The 24,356-nt window shown below is 37.7% G+C and carries 21 protein-coding genes and 1 pseudogene; 16 read left to right on the top strand and 6 right to left on the bottom strand.

Features of this window, described 5'->3' with window-relative positions; all coding sequences use genetic code 11:
- Positions 1 to 366 precede the first annotated feature (366 nt).
- Positions 367 to 2,697, bottom strand: a complete 2,331-nt coding sequence (locus K429_RS0110520) for a glycoside hydrolase N-terminal domain-containing protein (RefSeq protein WP_026366882.1) — start codon at positions 2,695 to 2,697, stop codon at positions 367 to 369.
- A gap of 381 nt (positions 2,698 to 3,078) precedes the next feature.
- The gene (locus K429_RS0110515) at positions 3,079 to 4,461 is read right to left on the bottom strand and encodes a glycoside hydrolase family 105 protein (RefSeq protein WP_007211397.1); all 1,383 of its coding nucleotides are present in this window, start codon (positions 4,459 to 4,461) and stop codon (positions 3,079 to 3,081) included.
- Positions 4,462 to 4,712: 251 nt separating this feature from the next.
- Here K429_RS0110515 and K429_RS0110510 point away from each other — a divergent pair, with 251 nt between their 5' ends.
- The 12 genes from K429_RS0110510 (at position 4,713) to K429_RS0110455 (ending at position 16,036) form a co-directional block, all read left to right on the top strand.
- On the top strand, positions 4,713 to 5,732 hold the full coding sequence (locus tag K429_RS0110510; protein WP_026366881.1) for a LacI family DNA-binding transcriptional regulator: 1,020 nt from the start codon (positions 4,713 to 4,715) through the stop codon (positions 5,730 to 5,732).
- Positions 5,733 to 6,050: 318 nt separating this feature from the next.
- On the top strand, positions 6,051 to 6,908 hold the full coding sequence (locus tag K429_RS0110505) for a hypothetical protein (RefSeq protein ID WP_155923400.1): 858 nt from the start codon (positions 6,051 to 6,053) through the stop codon (positions 6,906 to 6,908).
- A 108-nt stretch (positions 6,909 to 7,016) separates the two neighbouring features.
- Entirely contained in the window at positions 7,017 to 7,217 is a 201-nt protein-coding gene (locus K429_RS0110500) for a hypothetical protein (RefSeq protein ID WP_026366879.1), read from the top strand.
- Positions 7,201 to 9,216: a hypothetical protein gene (locus K429_RS0110495; protein ID WP_026366878.1), complete on the top strand. Its 2,016-nt coding sequence runs from the start codon at positions 7,201 to 7,203 to the stop codon at positions 9,214 to 9,216. Before K429_RS0110500 ends, K429_RS0110495 begins: the two co-directional genes overlap by 17 nt.
- 47 nt (positions 9,217 to 9,263) lie before the next feature.
- Positions 9,264 to 10,091, top strand: a complete 828-nt coding sequence (locus tag K429_RS0110490) for an ATP-binding protein (RefSeq protein ID WP_026366877.1) — start codon at positions 9,264 to 9,266, stop codon at positions 10,089 to 10,091.
- An 89-nt stretch (positions 10,092 to 10,180) separates the two neighbouring features.
- Entirely contained in the window at positions 10,181 to 10,417 is a 237-nt protein-coding gene (locus K429_RS0110485) for a hypothetical protein (protein ID WP_026366876.1), read from the top strand.
- Complete coding sequence (locus K429_RS29425) at positions 10,414 to 10,908, top strand: hypothetical protein (RefSeq protein ID WP_026366875.1); 495 nt, start codon at positions 10,414 to 10,416, stop codon at positions 10,906 to 10,908. Before K429_RS0110485 ends, K429_RS29425 begins: the two co-directional genes overlap by 4 nt.
- Positions 10,905 to 12,089, top strand: a complete 1,185-nt coding sequence (locus tag K429_RS29420; protein WP_026366874.1) for a head maturation protease, ClpP-related — start codon at positions 10,905 to 10,907, stop codon at positions 12,087 to 12,089. Before K429_RS29425 ends, K429_RS29420 begins: the two co-directional genes overlap by 4 nt.
- Before the next feature lie 27 nt (positions 12,090 to 12,116).
- The gene (locus tag K429_RS0110470) at positions 12,117 to 13,097 is read left to right on the top strand and encodes a hypothetical protein (RefSeq protein ID WP_026366873.1); all 981 of its coding nucleotides are present in this window, start codon (positions 12,117 to 12,119) and stop codon (positions 13,095 to 13,097) included.
- A gap of 205 nt (positions 13,098 to 13,302) precedes the next feature.
- Positions 13,303 to 13,545: a hypothetical protein gene (locus K429_RS0110465; RefSeq protein ID WP_026366872.1), complete on the top strand. Its 243-nt coding sequence runs from the start codon at positions 13,303 to 13,305 to the stop codon at positions 13,543 to 13,545.
- Positions 13,546 to 13,628: 83 nt separating this feature from the next.
- The gene (locus K429_RS0110460) at positions 13,629 to 14,687 is read left to right on the top strand and encodes an alpha/beta hydrolase (RefSeq protein ID WP_231501841.1); all 1,059 of its coding nucleotides are present in this window, start codon (positions 13,629 to 13,631) and stop codon (positions 14,685 to 14,687) included.
- Between the two features lie 470 nt (positions 14,688 to 15,157).
- The gene (locus K429_RS0110455; RefSeq protein WP_026366870.1) at positions 15,158 to 16,036 is read left to right on the top strand and encodes a DMT family transporter; all 879 of its coding nucleotides are present in this window, start codon (positions 15,158 to 15,160) and stop codon (positions 16,034 to 16,036) included.
- 28 nt (positions 16,037 to 16,064) lie between these two features.
- Here the strand turns inward: K429_RS0110455 and K429_RS28620 are convergent.
- Both K429_RS28620 and K429_RS0110445 read right to left on the bottom strand, forming a co-directional pair.
- A pseudogene (locus K429_RS28620) lies at positions 16,065 to 17,125 on the bottom strand (YhcG family protein).
- A 90-nt stretch (positions 17,126 to 17,215) separates the two neighbouring features.
- Complete coding sequence (locus K429_RS0110445; protein ID WP_026366869.1) at positions 17,216 to 17,701, bottom strand: DUF3836 domain-containing protein; 486 nt, start codon at positions 17,699 to 17,701, stop codon at positions 17,216 to 17,218.
- Positions 17,702 to 17,906: 205 nt separating this feature from the next.
- On the opposite strand from K429_RS0110445, the gene K429_RS0110440 reads away from it, so the two are divergent.
- Positions 17,907 to 19,229 (top strand): ATP-binding protein, encoded by a 1,323-nt coding sequence (locus tag K429_RS0110440; protein WP_007211389.1) that lies wholly within the window; start codon positions 17,907 to 17,909, stop codon positions 19,227 to 19,229.
- A gap of 4 nt (positions 19,230 to 19,233) precedes the next feature.
- Positions 19,234 to 21,456, top strand: a complete 2,223-nt coding sequence (locus K429_RS0110435; protein ID WP_026366868.1) for a HAMP domain-containing sensor histidine kinase — start codon at positions 19,234 to 19,236, stop codon at positions 21,454 to 21,456.
- Positions 21,457 to 21,458: 2 nt separating this feature from the next.
- Here the strand turns inward: K429_RS0110435 and K429_RS0110430 are convergent, their stop codons facing one another.
- Both K429_RS0110430 and K429_RS30670 read right to left on the bottom strand, forming a co-directional pair.
- Positions 21,459 to 22,004 (bottom strand): metalloprotease family protein, encoded by a 546-nt coding sequence (locus K429_RS0110430; protein ID WP_007211387.1) that lies wholly within the window; start codon positions 22,002 to 22,004, stop codon positions 21,459 to 21,461.
- A gap of 12 nt (positions 22,005 to 22,016) precedes the next feature.
- Positions 22,017 to 22,154: a hypothetical protein gene (locus K429_RS30670; RefSeq protein WP_007216533.1), complete on the bottom strand. Its 138-nt coding sequence runs from the start codon at positions 22,152 to 22,154 to the stop codon at positions 22,017 to 22,019.
- A gap of 594 nt (positions 22,155 to 22,748) precedes the next feature.
- Here K429_RS30670 and K429_RS0110420 point away from each other — a divergent pair.
- Positions 22,749 to 23,321, top strand: a complete 573-nt coding sequence (locus tag K429_RS0110420) for a LemA family protein (protein WP_007211385.1) — start codon at positions 22,749 to 22,751, stop codon at positions 23,319 to 23,321.
- Between the two features lie 7 nt (positions 23,322 to 23,328).
- Positions 23,329 to 24,351, top strand: a complete 1,023-nt coding sequence (locus K429_RS0110415; RefSeq protein ID WP_022209822.1) for a DUF3137 domain-containing protein — start codon at positions 23,329 to 23,331, stop codon at positions 24,349 to 24,351.
- Positions 24,352 to 24,356: the final 5 nt, after the last annotated feature.

Below are 24,356 nucleotides of genomic sequence, written 5' to 3'. Positions count from 1 at the left end.
GTGCAAATTTACGGGTTTATTTTCAGATTCATAGCTTAGTACAACAAAAAAGTATTTGTCTGTACCATACCAGGGATACACTTGCTCCGTACCAAAGCCGTACTTTCTCCGTGTAGAAGTGCTTTTGACCGAAGAATGTACGGAGCAAGTACGGTTCGGATACGTTTCAGGCAGGTAGCGGAACATTTGAAAATATATATTTTTTCCTGTTTAGTGATATCTAAAGACACAAAAAAGCCAACTAATTCATTGTGAATTAGTTGGCTTTAGCCTTACTATTGAAAGAATATTCCTGCAATATTGAAAACAAACTATTTACTGATAAACACTTTTGTTAGTTTAAAACAATTTATAAATCAGTATAGATTAGAAAGTTACTTGATAACTTTTCCCTGCTTCCGTTGATAGTTCTTTTACTTTTCCTTCATACCGCAGAAGACATTTCCCTCCCTTTAAGGATTTTATATTAGTAGAGATGAGTTTTCCGGCTTTCCATTCCATATCAAAAACAAATGCACCACGTGCACACAAGCCCGTCACTTTTCCATCTTTCCAGGCAGTAGGTAATGAAGGCAACAAGTCAATATAATCTGTATGACTTTGAAGTATCAATTCAATCATTGCCAAAGGAACTCCCATCATATCGCCTACTTGTGGACGACCGTGAGCATCGACAAACATATTAGGGTATGCTTTTGTGAAATAATTGTGCTGCATCATATCTAAACTCTTATCACCCTCTTTCAAACGAGCAAGCATAGAAGTAACCCATCCTAAGCTCCAACCTTGGGCATGATAATTATGATTTAATCTGTAATCCAAAGATTTACGTACAGCATCAACAAGATGCGGAGTTTTGTCTTGAGTAATTCTGTTTCCTGGCATCATACCCCACAAGTGCGAAATATGACGATGTCCCGGTTCTGTTTCTTCTAACTCTTCCGTCCACTCCATCAAACGCCCATCGTTAGCAATAGTTGGCATACTAAGTTTTTTCATACTTGCTTCAACTTCAACTGTTTCTTCGTTGCTAATGCCTAATATTTTGCATGCTTCAAGAAAATCTCTAAATGTATTCCATATAATTTCTTGGTCGTAAGTACAGCCCATAGTTAAACTTGCAACTTTTCCATTTACTTTAAAACGATTTTCGGGAGATGCAGTAGGACCAGATACAAGTTTTCCACTTCGTGGGTCAGGGACAAGCCAATCAACGAAGAATAATGCAGTTTCTCTTAATACAGGTAAAGCTCTTGTTTTTAAAAATTCTTTGTCAAGAGTATATCTGTAATGTTCCATGTGGTGTAAGCATAGCCATGCAGCATTTGTGATAGACATACCCCAGTGTGCTTTGAGGAAAGTGGGAGGAGCATAAAACCAGGCATCAGTACGATGACCTGCAACTGAGCCTCTTTTAGTTCCAAACATAACTTGGGCTGTCTCTTTTCCATTCTTAATAAGATTCTCTGTCAATGTAAATATAGGTTCATGACATTCAGACAAATTAGCTTGTTCGGCAAACCAATAAGCTTCTTGTATATTTACGTTGATATGGAAATTAGATCTCCAAGGAGCTAACATTAATGGATTCCAAATTCCTTGAAGATTCATAGGCAAGCCACCCTTTCTTGAAGATGAGATAAACAAATATCTGCAATAATTGTAGTATTCAAACAGTAGTTCCGAATCTATCTGCCCACTTGCCGCCAACTGAATGCGCTTGTCGATAGGGTTATTATTAACAGGTGTGTTAAATGCAATATCAAATGACGAACGATTGTATAATGCTGAATATTCGTCAATGTGAGTTTGTTTAAGTTTTTTGTAACCTAACTTTTGTGCTTGCGATAATTGCTTTTCGCAAATCTTTTTACGATTATGAGTTAAAACATTCTTCGTATCGTGTATATTGTAATCTGTGCTAATAGCTATCATTATTGTTACACTATTGGCATTGTTTATTTCTATATCTGTTTCGTTAGCTTTTATTTTACCGCCTTCGTTATAATAGTTAATTATTCCTTCAAACTTCACACCTACAAACTCTCCATTTTCAGCATAGGCTTGTCCTTGTACGTATTGACTACGATTGTTTTCTGCCTTTGTAGTTGCTCCAAACGGACGTGTATATTTAGATTTAAACGAAACTTGTCCCGGTTTGTCGGCAGTGATTCTCACAACCATTACTTCATTTGGTTTACTTACAAAAGCCTCACGGGTATAGGTTACACCGTTTTGTGTGTAGCTTACATAAGTTATGGCTTTTGTGTAGTCCAACCATCGTTTGTAGTTGCTTATTACTCCTTTATCTTTAAAATCAATATTCAAGAATCCAAAAGGTTGATAACTTCTCGCATTTTCGTGTACTCCATCTGCGAACTCTTTCTCACAAACGATTACTGCTTCTTCATATTTTCCGTTGAAAATAAGATTACGCATTTTATTAATTAATTCGGGACCTTTAGGATTGTTTGGAGGAAGTGGAGGACCACACCAAATTGTATTCTCATTAATCACAATTTGTTCTGTTGAAGGATCACCAAAAATCATACCTCCAATTCTACCGTTACCTATTGGCAATGCCGATTTCCAATCAGATGCTGGTTGTGCATACCAAAAACGGCTACATTTGTCTTGTGCAAACGTTAGCTGCAAACTTGACATAAGCAAGATAATTACAAATAGTAAATTTCTCATAAATTGTTTTTATTATGTTATTCATGCGAATCAAAAGTTGAAAGATTACTACTGATTCATGGTTAAGATTTTGTAATTCAGTTAATTATATTATTTGTTTACTGTGCTTGGATATAATTTTCTGAACCATTGATTGCAACTACTTCACCAAAAAAATGGGTTTTCAAATTTGATTAAATAATTGTATTTTTATCACTGTTATTTTTTCGACTAAACTATTCAGATAAATTTCTATGTTCGGATATATTTTGTTAACTGTTATAAGATTTGCATCAGTTGGATTACTATGATTGGAATACTGAATGATTTTCCACGCATTCGGCATCCTATTATTGTCTGTATCAAGTAGCACAGATTATATAATCAATATTCATATTTTACTTATTTTGATTGGATATCCGCTCTTAACTTAACGTGAATAGTGCTATTGGGCACAGGAGATTCTATTACGAATCGAGGATTGTTTAATAAGCGAATAATTTCCGAACCAGCTCTCATTACGGTTCCGTGAAAATTGGTGGTACAGCTTTTACCTCTATTAAAATAATAAACATTATCATGAGCAAGCGTTGTACCTTCCACAATATCGCACACTTCGCCTGATTCAGTAACTTTTGTAGCAAGTGCATTCCATCCTGCAAGAGCAGCAGAGCCGTAAATATGACTGAGCCAGCCTTCATTTACCCCTTTTGCAATACTGTAAACGAAAATGGCACTGGCTGAGGTTTCCAGATATGATCGGGGTTGGTCGAGTAGATTGTGCCATAAACCGGTTCCATCCTGCAAATGTACCAATGCTTGTGCATGCCTGCGGTATAGCGCTAACACTTTATCCCGACCTTCAAAGTTTTCTGGTAACACCGACAATAGCTCAGCCATGGCCATAATACACCAGCCATTTGCCCGTCCCCAATAAAATCGTGGGTCATCTGCTGCTGAGTTCACATTCCAACCATGGTCGTACAAGCCGGTTTGCTGATCAAAGAGTCTTGCAGATAATTGTACTACTTGCCTAACAGCATCTTCGTAATATTTTTTATCGCCGGTTAAAGATCCCATTTGTGCCAGAAAAGGAATACACATATATAAATCATCTGCCCAAAGCGATTGAGGTTGCGGTCGTTGGCGGGCTATTGTCCTATCGCGCAAACGATACTGCTTGTTATAAATATAATCTGCTATGGTATCTATCCATTCCCTGAATCTAGGGTCGGGATATCTTTTCTGGATTTTTATCAACGCTGCCCCGATTGCACCACAATGGTCTAATGCTGCCATATGGATCATTTTTTTATACGGATGATGTCGTATCAGGCCGTTTTCTTCCATTGTCCGGAAATAAGGCATAGCTTTAAAAGTGAAATCAAAAAAGCGTATGGCATAATTGAAATATGTCGTATCGTTGGTAGTTTCATAAAGATCGTTGCAGGCAGAAAGTGAGACACCATTCGGATACGACCACTCTATAAAGTAAAATGCTCCTTGTGGATAAATCGCATTTTTATTAGGCTGAGAGTATGAAATCGTTTGTCCGTTAATAGAATCAACAAGATAAAAAAGCGAGTTTTTCTCTACTCTTTGTTGTATCCGGTCTACGATATTTTTTACATCTTTAACCGTAGGTATTACGTAAGGGGTACTGTAAGTCGGCAATGCCGGTTTCCTTGCTGAAATGCCTGTTCCTAATTGCGAAAAAGCTACAGTATTGCAGCCAAGAAGCAAAAAAAGAACAAGGTGTTTTTTCAATGATACTTTATTATTCATTTTGGATAAATATTATTTTGTTTACTATTCAAATAATATGTTGTAAAATTCACCAGGATAGATATTCACCTCTTTTCCCATTCCATGTTATTTCCTTTTTAGTTGTTTTTATTTCAAAACAAAAAATTCAATCGATTGCAAATATAATAGGTTTTTCAATCGATTGCAAACTTTTTCCTATATTTCTTTCAATCGATTGAAATTATTCAAAAAAAAGCTCTATTTTTGCAAGCAAATCAGAATTAACAAAGATGAATAATAAAAGAGTAACCATTTATGATCTTGCTAAAGCAATAAACCTGTCACCTTCTTATATTTCCAAGGCATTAAATAATCATCCTTCGGTGGGAGATAAGATGAAAGAGAAAGTGAGAAAGGCTGCCAAGGATTTAAATTATAAACATAACTCTTACGCTGCCAATCTCAGGATGGGAATTTCTAAAACGATAGGAGTAATTGTTCCTCATATAAATAAGAGTTTCTTCTCAGAATTGATTGCAGGCATTGAAGAAATTTGTTTTGAACATGATTATGGCTTAATTATCTGTCAATCACAAGAGTCGTATGAAAAGGAGTGTAGAGCTATTGATACGTTAATACGCCAAAATGTAGATGGTATTTTAATTTCTGTATCTGCTGAGACTAATTCTTCAGAACATCTTCAGAATATCATAAACCATGATACTATCTTGATTCAGATTGATAGATTTATTGAAAACTTTAATAGTTATAAAGTAACTAATGACAATGAAAAGCTTGCATACAATGCAACCATGCATCTGATCAATCAAGGATACCAAAATATAGTTTTTTTGGGGTGGACAGAACAGCTTACTATTGACCAGTTAAGAAAAAGAGGCTACCTGCAGGCAATGAAAACTTCAGGGCTTACCAGCCATATTTATGACAATGCTATTCAGAAAGATAAAACAAAGGAAATTATAACTCTATTGTTGTCATCCAATACTCCTCCAGATGCATTTTTGACTTTTTCTGACGAGCAAGCTCTATGTGTGTTGCAAGTAGCTAACTCTTTAGGTATTAAAGTTCCCCAAGAATTAGGAATAATAGGCTCTGGAAATGATATTCTGACGGAGATTACTACACCTACTTTGTCTGCAGTCAATCAAAAAAGCATAGAGATCGGCAGAAAAGCTGCTAATCTTTATTTTGAAATTTTAGCCGGAAAAAATGATAATCCGGTAGAAATAAAAGAAGAGATCATTCAAGCAGAAATAATCGGCAGGGAAAGTACTGCAAAAAATAGCTAACCATGAAAACATATTTAATTTTTGCAATCAGTTTATTATCAACTATGGGGGGTATTCAGGTTGATTAAATTTAGGGTTTTGAAATAATTAGATGTAATATGTTGATTTATTAGTTATTACAAAGAGTTTTAGAACCTGTTTTTACGTTGGTAGGTATGTTTAAAATATAACAGAGATCAAACATTTATATAACGCGAAACCCGTAAAAATGTAACATTAGCCCTTAAAATATAACATTTGAAAGCCATTTAGGGGGAATTTCATAGAAAAACAAGCTAAATAACCTCATGTTCATTCTATAAAGAGTAGACAAAAAGTGTGCAGAAGTTAGTGCATAGAATTTTAATAAACCTATCGCCTATTTTGGTGCATGAAATAAATATTTCTATTTTTGCCTCAAAAAGTAGAAATATGGCAAAGATTTCGGTTACTCACTATTTGAATAAACGGCTAAAACCTTCCTACGGAATAGGTAAGTATCAAAATGAATTAGCGTATCCTATTTATATCCGAATTTCGTACGGAAGAAAGAATCAAAGAATTAGAAGCCAATGGTTGCATTTCGATGCAACTGAAAGAGAATTTGCAAATGATCTAAGAATACAGGAAATCATAAAATATGAAACAGAAATTATAGAGGACGTATTAAATAATATAAATGATAATGATTTGTATTTAAATACTGGTTTGATGCTTTATTTATGTGATCTAACAAATAATTATCTTACTTGTATGTTTGGTAACTTAAAAGAGATATCCCGGTATATTGTTCAATATTTAACTGATAAAACACATTTTAGTGAGAATCTAATTATTCATAGCACAAATATAGAATACGCTATTAGTAATTATTATACTCATATAGATTGGTATGAATTATTAGATAACAATGTATTTCCTGAGAACATAAAACATTATATAATATATCTCTCTTTGCTATATGAATTTGAATCTATCTATTATTGCAAGAAAGATGATGCCTTTGATTATGAAATAGGGTCAATTCTTAATTTATATGAATGGAAAAATAAAGAAGCGAACAAGAAATTTATTGCATTTGCCAAAGCAAAAAACATTTTAGATAAAGTTGAATTAGATAGGATAACACAGGAATTTAACAATAATCTAAAAGAATATATAAAGGGAGCGGTCCGTTTTAATTTCACTTCTATGTAATAGATAATCAATCTTTTATATTTTTTATAAATAAAAATGCGGAATATTATTTGTTTATTCCGCATTTTTGTCGTTTATTTGCGGAATAAAATATAAATATTCCGCATTATGAAAAAGGATATATCACAAATTTCTAAGTTACTGCCTAAAGGTTCAGTTAATAAGATATCTCTTATAACAAACATTCCTCAGTCGACTGTTAGTAAGACATTAAGAGGAAAAAAGTTAAGAGGCTATGAAAAGGTAGAAGAACAAGCGTATATCATCCTAAAAGAAGTAAAAGAAGAACTAAATGTTATCTTTAAATAAAATAGGTAATAATCCAGATTTGTATATTCCCTATAACTTTTTAATACAAAAGGGGATAAGTCCTAACACTATAAAATGTTGGGTAAAAAGGGATATTGTTTGCATTCGTAAAGAATATGGATGTACTTCTATTCTTTACGATTCAATCCCCTTTAATACCCGCAATAAATTGCCGGGTAAAGAAGCTATCTTATCAGAAATAAAGCAAGAAAATAAAGCAAGTGCAGTTGATGCGTATTATCTTCTGTTTCAGAAAGCGAAAGAAAAAAACGCTACTTCTTTCCGGTCTATCTATTTAAATAAAGTGCCGCAGGAACAGTTAGAGGAATACCTACAGAAACATGCTGTATTAGAAGAAATTCTGAAAATATATGAAGAATGCAAACGTACGCATACACAATTCCCTTTAAAATTCATACACCCGGCTTTTAGAATGATTTTTCCTAAAAGTTATGTATATGCTGCATTTAGTACTGCAATAAGGAAAGCATATTTAGAAGGTATTGAGCGCCTTCTGATAAAAGATTACAAGCCCGCCCCGATTAAATATGATACACGATATGAAAAGATGGTGTTAGACTGTATGTCTGATCCCAGAAAATTCAATCAAAGCCAAATAGCCCGGAAAATTTGGAAAATTTGTGATGAATGCAATATGTTAAAGCCTGGTTTAAGTTGGATTAAAGAAAAGTGTAAGAAGTTTGAAACGCTTACAGGAGACAGAAACGGCAAATATTTCACTCAATATAAGAAATACCCATATTTGGGTTTAGAGAAGGCGCAAAACGCTAATACCCAATGGCAAGTAGACGGATGGGATATGCCTTTTTATTATGGCAAATATCAAAAATTAACCATTTTTAAAGTAATGGATTCTTATAGTGGAAAGATTGTTGGTTTCTATGTGGCAGAATCAGAAAATACAGAAAGTATTTTGAAGGGACTTGAATATGCAATAACAGACACAGGAGTTGTTCCATCTGAAATAGTGTCGGATAAGCATTCTTTCCACCAAACCAAAGAGGCTGAATATTTTAAAGATGAATTAGCGAAGTTAGGAACTGTTTGGACTGTAGATATCAATGCCAGAAGAAAATCACTTGCTGAACGTAATTTTGGAATAATAGGGGAAAATTATTGCAAAGATTATCCCGGTTATTTCGGTCAAGGAGTTAAAACCCGAATGAAGAATGGAAGACCTGCGCAAGAAATAATCGATGAGGCAATGAAGAAACCGTTAACCAAAGAATATATTATGTGTATAGCAAAGTCTTGTGTAGATTTATATAACAGTACACCGGGTAAAGACGGTAAATCTCCTAACGAACGCTATGAAGAGGCTGTAAATAATCCTGCATTGAGAAAATATTCTTTACCTGTTGATGAAGTAAACATTGTAAAACTGTTTGTTAGATGTTCTGAAAATAAGATAACAGGAGGATTATTGCGAATGACGCGCGAAAGAACTAATTATATATTTGAAGTTAGTGCTAAAGATTACTTGAGGCTTAATAATAAGACATTTAGAGTACGTTATGTATCTCTAAAAGATGAAGTATTTTTGTTTGATCTAAAAACAGATAAGTTTATTACTATATTAAAACGTCAAAAGATAGCGCATGCAGCAATTGCAGATCAGACAGAAGAGGACGAAAAAATATTTCTGAAACATCATGGGCGTATTCGTGGAATAGAACATGAAATTAAAAAAGAACAAGAACGAATAACAGCGGAAGCAAACAATATTGATCCAAATATTGCAGAGATGATGAATCGTGTTCTCACTCCCAAAGATGCTTTGAAAGAAATGAAGGAAAAATGTGATGGTAGATTATTTGCCGAACGTCAGGGATTTAATATAAATAATGTTATATCACCTGATAGAAAGTGTATGAAGAAAGTATTTGAACCAAAGGATAAAGAAAAGGAGAAAAAAAGAGAAAGACCCTTCCATGAAGAAAAGAAAGTTGATGCTTTTTCTTTTATCTCTGGTAACTAATTCCGGGTATTCATGTATAAATAATATTAATTTAAACAAACAAATTTATGAGAAAGTTATTTTTAAAAAATTTAATTAGTAGTTATTGTGCTGAAAATGGTATCAGTAGATCGGCATTCGGTACAATATGTGGTGTTAGTGATGCTACATTATCATTTATAGAAAATGAGAAATGGAACAAAATTTCTGACGAGATGGCGCAGAAAATCAAATCTTTTATAGATGGACGTAAAGCGGAAGATTTATACCAGAGTTATGACCTAATAGATATCTGCCGAGCTTGTTCTACAGCGCGCGAACATCATTTTATGATAGGTATATTAGCTGATACAGGGATAGGTAAAACAACTTCTCTCCGCTTTTATTCCCGGCAGAAAAATGTTTTCTATGTATCGTTTTACAAATCAATGACCGCTCCCCAATTCTTTGAAGAATTACTGCGCGAAATGGCTATTTCGTATGCAGGAAACCTTCACAACATGATAAATAGGGTTGTAGAAGAACTAAATAAAAAGGAAAATCCTCTTGTAATTATAGATGAAGCCAGTATTATCAACCGAAATATGATGCTTTACCTTCGCGAGCTTCGTGATAAGACAGTTTCCAATTGCGGTATTATTTTGGCAGGAATGCCATATTTCAAAGAGAAACTTGTTAAGTATGCAGATGGGCATAAAGAAGGCTGTGCAGAGTTTTTAAGGCGTGTAATTATGTGGCATACTTGTGAAGGGTTAAAACCTAATGAAAGACGTGAAATCTGTCAAAAATATGGAATAACTGACCCGGAAGCAATAAAAGAGATGATGGATAAAAGTAAGTTTGGAGAACTAATGAATGAAATTCATTTATATAAAAAAAACAATGGAGGGCTGTAAGTATAGACAAGTAAAAAATAAAGTGTTTCTATATGATAAAGCATGATAATCACTTTATAAACAGATAAAGAACACTTAAAATACATTTTATGAAAGGTGAAGTAACATATAATTGGCGGGAGCTACAGAATTATTTCGACTGTTTCGGTTCCCCAAAGGAAGTGATGGCGAAGCTTGATCGTGTATCGGTTGTTATGACCCAGTTCTTTACTACAACGACACAGGATATCAATTATGCTACAATGGACTTGAAAGATAGTATTGATTTCCTGTCCCAGCTACGTTTTGCAATCGGTGAAACCATCAATACATCCGATAAAGTATGAATCAGAAGCGTATCACTCCGGCACAACTGAAAAAATTGCAGACCATGTTTTCAAGGCTGGGCATGGATGCGGAAGAACGCCATGCAATAGTTGCCCGTCTGACGGATAATAGGACTTCCAGCACGAAAGAACTGAGCTTTGGTGAAGCGAAGTATATGATAGCCTATTTAAGTGGCTGTGCGAGCCTTAAAACGAGTGATTCGGCAAAATATCAGGAAGATTGTAGAAAAGTGGTAGGGCAAATCTACAACCTTTCCTTTTTCATTGGCATGTGTTACGGAGATTCACCGGAAGATATAGCAATGAATTATGCGGTTATAAACAAGTTTTGCAGGGAAAGAGGCACGGTAAAGAAGGATATAACCCTGATGAACCTGCAAGAACTCAACAGGACTAAAAGACAATTTGAAGCAATGTTGAGTAAGAACCTCGATTCGGCAGTAAAGAAGCTGGTTAACAAATCATTAAAAACAAAAAAAGTAACAAAATGAAAAAGGATTTTAAAAATGTTATAGTAGGGGAAAAGGGAGAAGTTTCCCTGCTGTTATACGGAGAGATTGGCATGGGAGTGAATGCCGAAGAGTTTGTAACCCGGTTGATAGAACTTTCCAAACAATATCCTTCCGTGACTATACATATCAATTCTTTGGGCGGTTCTGTGCTTTCCGGGATTGCAATATTTAATGCTGTCAGGGGATGCAGCAACGTTTCCCTTAATGTGGATGGCGTGGCGGCAAGCATGGCGGCTGTTATCGCATTATGCGGAAAACCGTTGTACATGTGCAAGAATACCCGGTTGATGCTTCATAGCGTTTCCGGTGGTGCGGATGGCAATATTGAGGATATGAAAAAGGCTATTGAGAGCATGCAAAGCCTTGAACAGACCTTGGCTGATATGATTGCCAACCGTTGTAAGATAACCCCGGAAGAAGTGAAAAACCGTTTCTTTGATGGTAAGGATCATTGGTTTACGGCTGATGAAGCCCTTTCTTTGGGGCTGATAGACGGCATTTGTGATCCTTGGAGTGAATTAGGGGATGCAGCTTTGGAAATACAAAATAAAAAGCCTGATGAAATTTACGCACTTTGTTGTAACCATTTCACAGATAACGGTAAAAGTACAACGGATTTTCTTGGACGGGTAAAAAAAATCCCCTTCTTTTCTTCCATGGGTGAGGATGAAATCATAAATCTGCTTTCTGTTGGGGCTGAAAGTGACCTTATAAAGAGTATTACACCAAAATACAGTTTGTCTCTGGCTTGTAATCAGGGAGTTATCACGGAAGAGGAAAAGCATGAGATTGAAATGGTTATCGGTGATGATCCGGTCAGGCTTGAACGCTATTTAGCCAACAAAAGAAAGAACTATGAGCAGCGTTTTACTGCTAAATATAACGAATTTATCGCTTTGAATGCCAACAAATTTAGTGGAATATATACAGGCGATTTCGTAAAATACAAAGAGCTTGCAAAAACTAACTGGAAGTTGTTTCAAGATTTGGTATCACATATTCCAGAAAAGCGGATGATTACGAATGAAATCAATGACAATGCACCGGACGAGCGTGAACACTGGACTTTAGACGATTACCGGAAAAAAGCCCCGAAAGCCCTGAAAGACAACCCAAAATTGTACTGGGATTTATTGGAGAAGGAAAAAAAGAACGAATAAGATTATAAACAATTAAAAATCAAGATTATGGCAAGAGACATTAACGCCACATTGGCAAAGGAAGTATGGGTGAATCAACTGATGGAAAATTTCTATCCTGACAGCTCATTTTTGAAGTATGCCCGTGATTTTACCGGGTTAGTTGAGAATAACGCTATTAACATGGCGGAGGTTGGGGCTGATCCCAAAGTGTTGATAAACAACACCACTTATCCCATAAAGGTGGTACAGCGAATTGACAACCCGCTGAGAATCGAGCTTGACACCTTTGAAACGGAAAACACATTGGTACGTCGCCCGATTGCAATTGAATACAGCTACGACCAGTTGGAATCCGTTCTAATGGGACACCGTAACACATTGCGAGCGAGAACCGCACAGAAGGCGGCACACGCTTATGCACCGAAAGAAGATACTTTATATACTCCGGTTATATCCACTACAGGCGATGCGGTAAACGGTCGTAAACGGCTTACAGTGGCTGATATTCTTGCTTTGAAGGAACGTTTTGATAATTCAGGTTTGCCACTGGAAGGACGCTTCCTTGTGCTGAATCCAAGCCATTTAACGGACCTGATTCTTTTCGATGTGAAGGCATTCAAGGACATTACCGATATAGCAAACGGAATGCCCCGGCGTTTTGCTGGCTTTAGCATTCTACAGACTACCGCCACACCGGAATATGATCTTTCCACCATGAAAAAGATACCGTTTGATAATAACGCGCTGAATGGCGATACGGATACGGAAGAAACGGAGAATGCAGATGTTACAGGCGAAGAACCAACAGAAGTACAAGCGGAAGAAACACCCGTAGAGAAGACATTCTGTTCCTTTGCTTTCCATGAAAGCGAAGTGATGAAGGCAGACGGTGAAGTATTTATGTATTCGCGCGATAACGATCCGGAGGAACGCGGTACGATTGTAGGCTTTGATAAACGTTTTATTGCTTTGCCTATCCGAAATAAGGGTGTAGGGGCAATCGTAAGCAGTAAAGCTACAGTATAAGGTTTTAGTTTTTAGGTAAAAAGGTTTTGTTTTAGTATAAATGTTGGTTGCTGTGAAGCAGTTAAGTTTTTTAAGAATTCTTTTTTCATAAATAGGAGCTTTGGGCGTTGTGAAACGGCTGAAGCTCGTTTTTTTACCATAAAAACAATATTTGCTTTTGTTGTTATGATAGAATTAACTATCTTTGTGTCAATAGGTTTTAGTTATGGGAAAAGGTAGAAATAAGAATCTGGTAGAATTAAGGGATCAGGCATTATTAAGACGTTACTACTATTGGACTGAAATTAAAAGATTACGTTTTGATGATGTTTATCAGATACTCTCTGAAAGGGAGTTTTTTATAAGTATTGACCGCATACGTGCTATTATTTGTGCCAATATTGATAAGTTGGAGGGAATGAATAAGAGTTCATTTAAGGCAGAGAAAGCTCAATTTATTAGTATATAGCAGATGACTTAAATAAAATAAGTCAATAAAAATATTTCCTTGACCGATTTGAAAATTAGTTGCTCTGAATAGTTAGTTTTTATATGGATAATTTTAGAGCAACTTTTTTATATAACAAATCTTTTTTTTATAAACCTACCGACAGGAAAAGGTGTGCCTTTTTTTATAAAGCAATCGTCTTTTTTTTGTTTTTTTGTTTTGGCTTGCACACAACATCATTCACTTTTTCGCAAACAGTAGTGATAGACGGTGTTCCGCGTGATACTTCCTTTGCGTTAAACACTACTTATCAGAAAGAATTACGTTACCGTCCCTACATTGAACCCGTAAGAGCTAGCCTACCCGATAATGTATTAGCCAATGAAGGTGTAACTTATAAAACAGTAGAAAATGCATGGGGTAAGCATGAATTAAAGATGAATATATACCGTCCTAATGACGGTAAAGAATATCCGGTTTTAATGATGATTCACGGTGGAGGATGGAACTCCGGAAATTTGGGATTACAAGTACCAATGGCACAACAAATTGCAACTAAAGGTTATGTAACTATTCCTGTGGAATACCGCTTAATTCCAGAGGCGCTTTATCCGGCAGGGGTGGAGGATTTGGAAGACGCTATTGAATGGATATACAATAATGCAGGAAGATTCGGCATTGATAAAGAAAAGATTGCCGTATCCGGTTGTTCAGCAGGTGGTCAGTTAGCGATGTTAATTGGAATGAAGAATGCTTCCGGCAAGATTAGGGCTGTCATCAATATGGATGGAATCTCTTCTTTTGTCACAGACGAATCGATAAACCGAGCCAAACAAGCACGAGATAGTAACAAGCCATTGCCTATTGATGCTATCTGGCTGGGTGGAACCTATCAAGAGCAGAAGAAAAATTGGGAAGAGGCTTCCGCTTTATACTGGATAAGTAAGAATTCGGCACCGGTTTGTTTTATTAACAGTTCCATTCCTCGTTTTCATAATGGCCGGGACGAAGCTATTGCTTTACTTAATAAATATGGAACTTACACCGAAATACATACATTTGAAGATACCCCACATCCTTATTGGTTTTTCAGACCCTGGTTCGATCCCACAATCGAATACATGACTGAATTCATGAATAAAATTCTGAAGAATAAAAGATAGGATATTCTTTCTACAATCTATTTTTTTGGTAACATAATGAACTTTTTGATAATGTCAGGTCTAAGCACAATTATTAGTACTCAGCCGAGAAAAAACGATAAACAGATAAATATTTTTGTTAATTCAGAACAATTTCTAATTTTTATTGCTTATATTTGTGAAGTGCTTATTAAAACTAATTCAAGTAATGTAATACAAAAAATGGCTAAGTTAATTCAATAGGATTTTACACAAAAGTGTTTTTAGGATATTTCAAGGGATGAAGTCTGAGAAGATTGCATCCCTTTTTGTTTATTTTTCTGCCAGATTGCTGAAAAACACTCTAATCACGTTGTTAATAAACGTGGGTAAAGTTTTTAAAAAACGTCACCCTTATTTATTAAAAACGTTTCCGGCGTCTATTAAATCCCCTGTTTTATTGTACAAAAAGTAGAAATGGTATATCTTTGCCTCCAATTTATCGGGAACGTATGAATGAGAAGAAAAATTACACCTATCATCTGATAGCTATCTTCACCGTAGGAGTGTGGGGATTAACTTTTATCTCCACCAAAGTTTTAATAGCCAATGGACTTTCTCCGAAAGAAATTTTTCTGCTTCGTTTTCTGATTGCTTATATTGGTATCTGGTTTATATCTCCACGCAAGCTGTTTGCAAATAACTGGAAAGATGAACTTTGGTTGTTGTTGGGTGGTATCACGGGCGGTTCCGTCTATTTTCTGACGGAGAATATGGCTTTAGGCATTACATTGGCTACCAATGTGGCGTTTATTGTTTGTACGGCTCCGCTGCTCACCACTATCTTTTCACTGATGATTTATAAGAAGGAAAAGGCTACCCGTACTTTGATAGGCGGTTCACTGATGGCATTGATAGGGGTGGCAATGGTAGTTTATAATGGGAGTTTTGTTTTGAAAATATCTCCGTTGGGCGATTGTCTTACTTTGGTTGCTGCTCTTTCATGGGCGTTCTATAGTCTGATAATGAAGAAGATGACGGGTAGGTATAATACTATTTTTATTACTCGCAAGATCTTTTTCTATGGCATATTGACTACGCTTCCCGTCTTTATGTTTCAACCTTGGAAGGCTGACCTTTCTTTGCTCATTCAGCCTTCCGTTCTGTTGAATTTATTGTTTCTGGGTGTAGTTGCTTCCCTGATTTGTTTTGCAGTTTGGAATGTCGTACTGAAAAATCTGGGAACGGTACGCGCTTCCAACTATATTTATCTCAATCCGCTGTTCACTTTGGTAGGATCGGCTATCCTGTTGGATGAACATCTGACAATTATTGCACTGATCGGGGCTGCTTGTATTATGGGGGGAGTATATATGGCAGGAAAGAAATAACCGGCAGATTATTCTTCAGCAAATAGTATTATTCTTCTTCGATACCTTTCTCCGAGTGTTGCTGCAGGCGGTAAAATGTTTTTTGTAGCTCAATCTCCCTGCGTAACTCTTCCTCCGTAGGCATATACAACATATATTTGGAAGCAAAAAGTTGATTATTGTCATGTAGTACTGATAGCGGGCTATATCTTTGTCTGTTTCTGAACAGAGAACGATACCGATGGTTGGGTTATCTCCTTCACCACGTATCCGTTCATCATACATCCGTACATACATATCCATTTGTCCCACGTCCTGATGTGTTATAGGATTTGTTTTCAAATCGATAAGGACGAAACATTTTAATAAATAATTATAAAAGACGAGGTCGATGAAATAGTCTTTCTTCTCGGTACGCACTAATTTTTGGCGTGTTACATACGAGAATCCTTTTCCCAGTTCAAGCAAGAAACGTTGTAAGTTGCTGATGATAGCCGATTCCAGTTTGGATTCGGTAAAGTCGGTGTTCGGGGACAATCCAATAAACTCTGCTACCGTAGGATTCTTGATGAACTCCAATTTGTCCTGCTGGTACGGAAGCGTGAGCGACTTCATTTCCGTTTCCACTTTTTCCTTGTCGTGCGAGAGTAGCAGACGTTCGTAATACTGTGAACCGATGTTGCGATTGAGTGTGCGGTAACTCCACATCTGCTCTTGTGCTTCTTTTAGATACCATGCACGGGCTTCAGGATTGGGAACTGTTAATAAGCGCTTGTAATGAGACCAACTCAATATTCTCCACGGTGTAGAGAATATTTCGGGAAAGGTTTGATAGAACAGTCGATAGTTGTAAAGACTGGGGACTGAGAACCCCTTCCCGAACTCTTGCGTAAGTTCTGTCGAGAGTTCTTTTAGCAGTTGTGTTCCGTAGTCGGCTCGTTCTTTTCCCTGCTGTTCCTCTTCCACGATACGCTTGCCCATCAGCCAATAGGCTTCTACCATTGCCGAATTAATGGCGGTGTAGGCTTTCTGTCGGGCTTCAGTTACAATTTGCTTGATTTCATGAATGAAACTTGTGCTATGTAAGGCTATATGGTTTTCTTTTTTCATTGTCAAAATGGTAAATGATTTAATGACAAAGTTAGGAAAAAAGCAGGATAAATGCACAATTAAGGTACTGTGCATTTGCGATGCCTGAATTTATTTCTCTGCAAACAGAATGATTTCTTCCGGTTGTGTGGAGTGTTCTACCATTAGATTCCAGCTACTTTCTTTTTTGTTCCATTCGTAGCTTTGGTAATTTACGCCCATTCCGTTGATTTGGTAAACGGCTTTGGTCTTTACATCAGTGTAGGCATTGTCCTTGCTGTTCCATGCTGCGTATTCCACGTTTACTTCTCCACCGTCGTATGAGAAGTTCAGGCAATACTGTTTCTCGAAGCGTTGATTGCCTTTACTCCATTTCGATACCTCTTTGCTGGATACACGTCCTTCGGCATCATACGCATAGTTATATTGCAGATGATTCTGAAGATATTTATCCTCTTTCACTTTGTATACGTTTTTGGTTTCTACACGATCTCCATCCATGCGGGTGTTGTAGGCAAAACCTTCCAGACTGTTGTTATTTACTGCGTTTACGATTGAAGTTACTGCAAATACTACTGATAATACTAAAGTTTTCATAATGGTGTTATTTTTTTAGTTATACATTTTTGTTTCTTTCGATATTGCAAAGGTAAGGCAGAGGCTCATGGAAGAATGTTATTACAATGTTATCTTTAGGTTAACAAAGAAAATCCGTTGATTTGTCTACTATTTCTTTTTCAAAAAGAAAGTTTTTTCTATTTTTGTCTTTTCAAGAAAGAAATAATTTCAATATATTATCTTTATGAAGAAGAAGGAATTACTAAAACAGTTGATTGCAGGTTTCCAGGCGGGCTTACCCGTGGAAGTATATCCCCGTGAATTGATGCTACCTGTAGATAGTAACAAAATTATTACGGTTCCGGGTGTGAGACGTTGTGGGAAATCTTCTTTATTCTTATTGGTAATCAATCAATTGATTTCGGAGAAAGGCATCCGGAAGGAACAAATACTTTTTCTGAATTTCGACGATGAGCGTTTGCAGTTTGATGCTGAAAATTTAGATGAAATATTGCAGGCTTATCGGGAACTATATCCTGATATTTCCTTGAAGGATGTATATATGTTCTTTGATGAAATACAAATGGCGGAAGATTGGCAACCATTTGTGCGTAGGGTGTATGAACAGGAGTGTAGACACATCTTTATTACAGGCAGTAATTCAAATATGCTTTCGTCGGAACTTGCCACTTCCTTGCGGGGACGTACATTGCAGTACGAAGAGTTTCCTCTTTCATTTCGGGAGTATTGTTCATTTGTAGGCGTGGATACCAATTATTATGTACCTGAATATAGGGCGCGCATTGTAAATGCATTTAAAGTGTACCTGCATCAAGGTGGTTTTCCCGAAGTCAGTCTTGCTATTCCTATGTTGAAAGACCGTATTCTGCAGGAATATTTCTTCGTAATGCTCTATAAGGATTTGGTGGAAAGATATGAAATAAAGAATCCGGAACCTGTCCGTTACTTCATTAAGAGAGTAATGAGTAATTTGACGAAACCGACCTCTATCAATCGTATTTATAATGAGTTGAAGTCACAGGGGGTTAGTATCGGAAAGAATACCCTGTATGATGTAATTGTACAAACAGAATCTATCTATTTGTTTTTTTCATTAACGAAGTATGAGCCTTCGGTCGTGAAAGAGAGTAGTGGAGATAAGAAATACTATTGTATTGACAACGGTTTACGTTCCGTGTTGCTTAATCCTCTAAGTGAAGATAATGGTAAATTACTTGAGAATGCCGTTTATCTTCATTTACGCCGGAATTTGCAAATACAGGAAGGTTTGCATTATTATAAAGGTAAGAAGGAGTGTGATTTTGTAATTACTAACCATGAAGAAGTGAATCAGTTGATTCAAGTGACTTATACTTTGCACGACGAAGATACTCGTCAACGGGAGATAGACGGTCTTTTGGAGGCTGCTCAAACTACAGGCTGCCGTGAATTATTTATTCTGACTCTTGAAGAAGAAGAAGAAATAAATGTGAGTGAATATACGATTCATGTTCTTCCTGTATGGAAATGGATGCTGAAAACATTATATTTGTCCCCCAAACAATAGCAAGATGAAGCTTCGCTCACTCTATATCCTCTCTATTATAGGATTGTTTCTCGTTGTGGTAATACAATTGGGAGGCATGATATATGCTTATGACAGCTATAAAAATGAGGCGAAGCGTACACTGAACGAATGTTTCCGGCAAGCTTTTATAGAAACGGTAGATAACCGGGTGAATAACCTGCCTTTTCCTGATTATACCGTACCATTCTATTCGTACATCCGCAGGGATGAAAAGATGCCTTACGATGAAATGGTATTTTTGGGATATCAGCAAGTAGCCTCTTTCCTGGAAGATGTTTATCATGTGGAGATACCTCTGGACGAGATGGAGAAGGTATTGGAAAAGAAGCTGAAATGGAAGAACATCGATAGGACCGTATGGATTGATTCGGTAGAAGATCACAGTAAATATTCCGCTTACAGGCGTTTCAAAACGGTTATCTCGGAGCAGGCATGGCTGAATGAAAGTAAGGGTAAAGCGATAGAAGCTACCATCATTTCTCCTTTCCTTCCACTTGTGAAGGATGTGTTTTTCTTGTTCCTTCCTACTCTGTTATTGACTGCTTTCCTTATTTACAGTTGGGCACAGCAGATGAAGTATATCATCAGCCAGCGCCGGGGGATTGAGGAACAGCGCTCTGCTTTCTATGCTCTGGCGGAGAAAATGAGATTGCCGATAGGTAAGGTGCGCAGGCAGATTCCCGAACAACAGTGGGAGGCCATAGAAACATCGAGCAGGCAGATTCTGGATATGACGGAGCAAACACTTTCCATGGCTAAAGAAGAGGAGTGGAAACGTCAGGCCCGTAAACAACATTCATTTAAGGTGTTCTTCATAGTCAGCCTGTTGGCAAGTTGTTTGTTGATGGTAGCTTGGTTTGCTTATTTGTACCGCACAGCTGCCCGTGAGACTGCTTATCAGGTGAATGATTGCTTTGAAGCGGCTTTCTATGATGAGGTGGTGGAACGTTATCCGTCGTTCCTTTCACAGACTAAAGGAGGAAAAAAGCCCGTAGAACAGAAATTGCCAGAGGAAGCTCCTTTTGCCAAGGAACAACAGAAATTTCTACAAGGAAAGGAGGCTGAGTATAGCATAAACCGTTTGTTTGTGGTACATACCTATAATACGATTGATCAGAATTATCGTCTTCGTGCAGCCTTGATTATGCAACGTGAGATCAATGAAAGTAGCATAGAAATGCCCTTGTCTTCTTTATACCTGGATTCAGCTTTTGCAGAGCGCTTAAGCCGGTTGGGCATAAAGTCACGTAGTGGTATTCGTCAGTTTCTCCGTTCTTCGGATAGTACGGTTACAGAGGTTGGATACGCTTCCAGGAAGTATGGTGATTATACTTCTCTGTTTATTCCTTTGAAAGAAGATAGTACGCTTTGTGTGCAGGGAGTTGTGAAGAACCCTTATCGTCATGTGGCGACTTCTATCTGGTATCTTTTGCTTCCCTTGTGGATTACATTCCTGGTAATGCTCGATTGTATCTTCGGCCAGGTGAAGGTGCTTCGGATGCAACATCGTCTGGAGCAGTTCCAGAAAGACTTTACTTACGCCATGATTCATGATATGAAGTCTCCGTTGAACTCCATATTGATGGCGGCACATGTGCTGGCAGGAGGGAAACTGGCGGGTAAACCTGAAAAAGAAGAGAAATATCGCCTGGTGATGACGGAAGAGAGCGAGCATCTGCTGGCTTTATCAAACAGGGTATTGATGCTTACACAATTGGATGAAGGGCATTTGGAGCTGCATAAGGAAGATGTTTCCCTGCGTCCGTTGATTGATGATCTGGTTGCGAAGATTTCTCTGAAAGCCGGTAAGAGGGTGGAATTCAATACGGTTTATCATCGCTGTGAGACGGTCTATGCGGATGCTTTCTGCCTGCGTGAAGTGCTGGGAAACTTATTGGACAATGCGATCAAGTATTCTCGTGCAGAGGTGAAAATAGACATTATCTGTGAGTCGGAAAGGGGAGTTTGCAAAATTAAGGTATGCGATAACGGATTGGGTATCTCCTTGAAAGACCAGTCGCGTATCTTCAATCGCTTTGAACGCTCTGCGGCGGCAGTACGCAGTAGTAAAGGGGGGGCCGCGGGTTTTGGCTTAGGTTTGAACTATGTGCAGCAAGTGATGCTGGCACATGAGGGCAGGGTAGAGGTGGAGAGTGAAGAAGGCCGTTTCAGTGAGTTTACTCTTTATTTTCCGGTACGATCCTGATCTTACCATATATGGAATCGCAACTCCTGTGAACAGTCGTTGATAAATGCATCTTTGCTGAATGAACGCAGTTTCCAAAGGATACAGATGTCGTCCATGCTACCGATAAGTAAGAATGTTCCGAATAATGTGAAATAATAATTCCCTGTTGCCATGCCATACAAAAGCGGAAGTATGCCTAACAACAGAATAGGTAAGAAGCAGGTTGTGCGATATTGCCACATTCTGATGGGTTCGTTGCAGTGACAGAAACGTATGCCTCCCTTATGCTTTACGAAAGAGATGGACCGGAAACCTTTGGGCGAAAAGATTCCGAAGAATAGTGCATGAAGCAATAGATTTACTCCAAAGCCTGCCAGGGCGCACGACCAGAATATCAGCAATGATACATGGGCCATATCTTCTCCATGTATCCATCGGAATAAGAGCAGTATGGGTACTGTAAAAAGGATTGCAGCCAGTATTCCATACTTATTGATCTTATTTCCCGAAACCATGATTTCGGTTCCTTTCTTGCTTTGTACAATTGAGATATCCGCTTTCATCATTCGTTCTTTCTATTAATTGAAGAATATATTTGCAATGGCGTGTTTGAGTCCTGTGTACGCAGGATTGACTGTGGCCATTAATACGTAAGCTGCCAAAACGATTGCAATACCTTTTGCTAATTCGATTCCTATTTTCTGAAATTTCTTCATGACTTGTTTATTATTTAAGTGATACATTGGGGTTATTTCGATGTTGCAAAGGTAAGGCGGCAGGGAGAGAAGGAATGTTATCGCAATGTTATCTTTAGGTTAACGATTATAAGTCGGTATGCAAGAAATAGGTATTTCTTAGTAAGGTATAAAGAACTAATAAAACTTGCTGGCTGAATAAATCCTTTCTGATGGGTTATGAATATAATTTTAGGCGCGGATTACGCGAATTACACGGATTCTCTTTCTGTAATACAGTGTAATAGCGCAGCCTTTAATCCGTGTAATTCGCGTAATCCGCGCCTAAATTATTATCAGCTTTTAGCTCATTACTTTCCCGCCATGAATTAGATCATTATCCTTAGTTTTATCTGTTATTCTATTTACTTTCCTCTTATAATTGAAAATATCCCCTTGCTTCTTCTCTGCTTAATGATAATAATTAGTTGAAAAACATAGGTTTATACTAAAAATGAGACTCTTTATTTGTCCCCCCTGTTTCTTTCCTGTTTTATGTCTATCTTCTTATTTTTGTTCCGTTCTCGTAAGTAGATACGATACAACTATTATTAATCTATATCAGAAAGTAAAATTATGGAAAACCAGGGAATACTTCTTTATATCGGAATAGCCCTTATCATCTTATTGGTACTTTGGTATATCTGGACTGCCAATAATCTGATTGCAAAGCGGAATCGGGTAAAGCAATGCCGTAGCGGCATTTGCGTGGCATTGAAGCAGCGGAACGATATGATACCGAATTTGGTAGCTGCCGTAAAGTCCTATATGGGACATGAGAATGAGACGCTAACCCGTATCGCAGAACTTCGTTCACGCACTTTTCAGCCTTCACAGGAGAGTGAACAGATAAAAACCGGTAATGAGCTTTCTTCTTTAATCTCCAAACTTCAATTATCCGTAGAAGATTACCCGGAACTGAAAGCAAGCGAACAGTTCACCCGACTGCAAAGGAGCATTGAAGATATGGAATTGCAACTGCAAGCTATACGCCGCACCTATAATGCTGCGGTCACCGACTATAATAACTCCATTGAGATGTTTCCCTCTTCCATCGTGGCCGGCCGGCAGAATCATCATCAGGAAGAACTGATTGATATTCCCGAACAGGAACAGCGGAATGTGGATGTCAGTGCACTTTTAAAGTAGATGTAATATGGAATCAATTGACTTCAAAAGCCTTTCCGAAAGGCTTCGTACCGAACTTTCCCGTGTATATTTCTGGCAGAAGATCGTTCGTATTCTGAGCATCATAGTCTATCTCTTTGTCTTTTGCTGGATGATGTTCGTCCTGTTTGGGGGCTATCTTGTTGGATACATCGGATTAGAGAACTACAGTGTGGTTACGCAATACATTTTCCCGGTTTTTATGGGATTTATTGTGCTGAACTTTGCATTCAGCCGCTCTCTTATGAAATTCCAAGGGCAGGAAAATGATATCATGCGCAGCATTATGTCTGCTATGTTTCCATCGGTTCTTTTCTCCTTCTCTTCGCAACTGGACCAGCGTATATTATCCGGTAGCAAGCTCTTTAATTCTTCTTTTTCCGATCCGGCATTGGCGGCTACCACCTATGCTTATCTGGAAGTGCCGCGAGGGGATCGTACCCTTTATATAGCCGATATAGGGGTTTCCTATGGGCTGATGAATAAGTTGGAGCTCAACTCTGTAGCGGGCTATTTCGTGATGCTTTACCGCTATGTGCTCCGTCCGCTGTTTGCTTCCAGGTATGAAAGCAGTGCGCATAACTTCCGCGGCATGTTTGGCTGGTGTCGTCTGGAACGTAGTTTTAAAGGCAGCACGATTATCCTGCCCGACCATCTGGAACAAAAGGTCGGCTATCTGGCAAAGAATATCCAGGGCTTGAAGAAACGCTATAATGCCCGTTTCGTTCATCTGGAAGACCCGGATTTCGAGAAGTATTTCGTGGTTTATGCCGATGACGAAATAACTGCCCGTATGATACTTACACCGGCAATCATGCGTCAGATTACCCGTCTGCGCGAAACATTCGGGCACGATATGATGCTCTCTTTCAGCAAAGATACTTTTTACTATGCGGGAGTGATGCCCGACGGCTTCCTCTGTCTTCGCAAACAGGCACTGGACAATGAACATCTGCTTGAAGAGATATATAATGACATAAACCTTGCCTGTCAGGTGACAGATATCCTTTAAAACCA

The sequence above is a fragment of the Bacteroides sp. 14(A) genome (assembly GCF_000526555.1).
In the GTDB taxonomy this organism is placed as follows: Bacteria; Bacteroidota; Bacteroidia; order Bacteroidales; family Bacteroidaceae; genus Bacteroides; species Bacteroides cellulosilyticus.
Note: the sequence above shows the minus strand (reverse complement) of the source record. Positions and strands in the feature narration are given on the sequence as shown.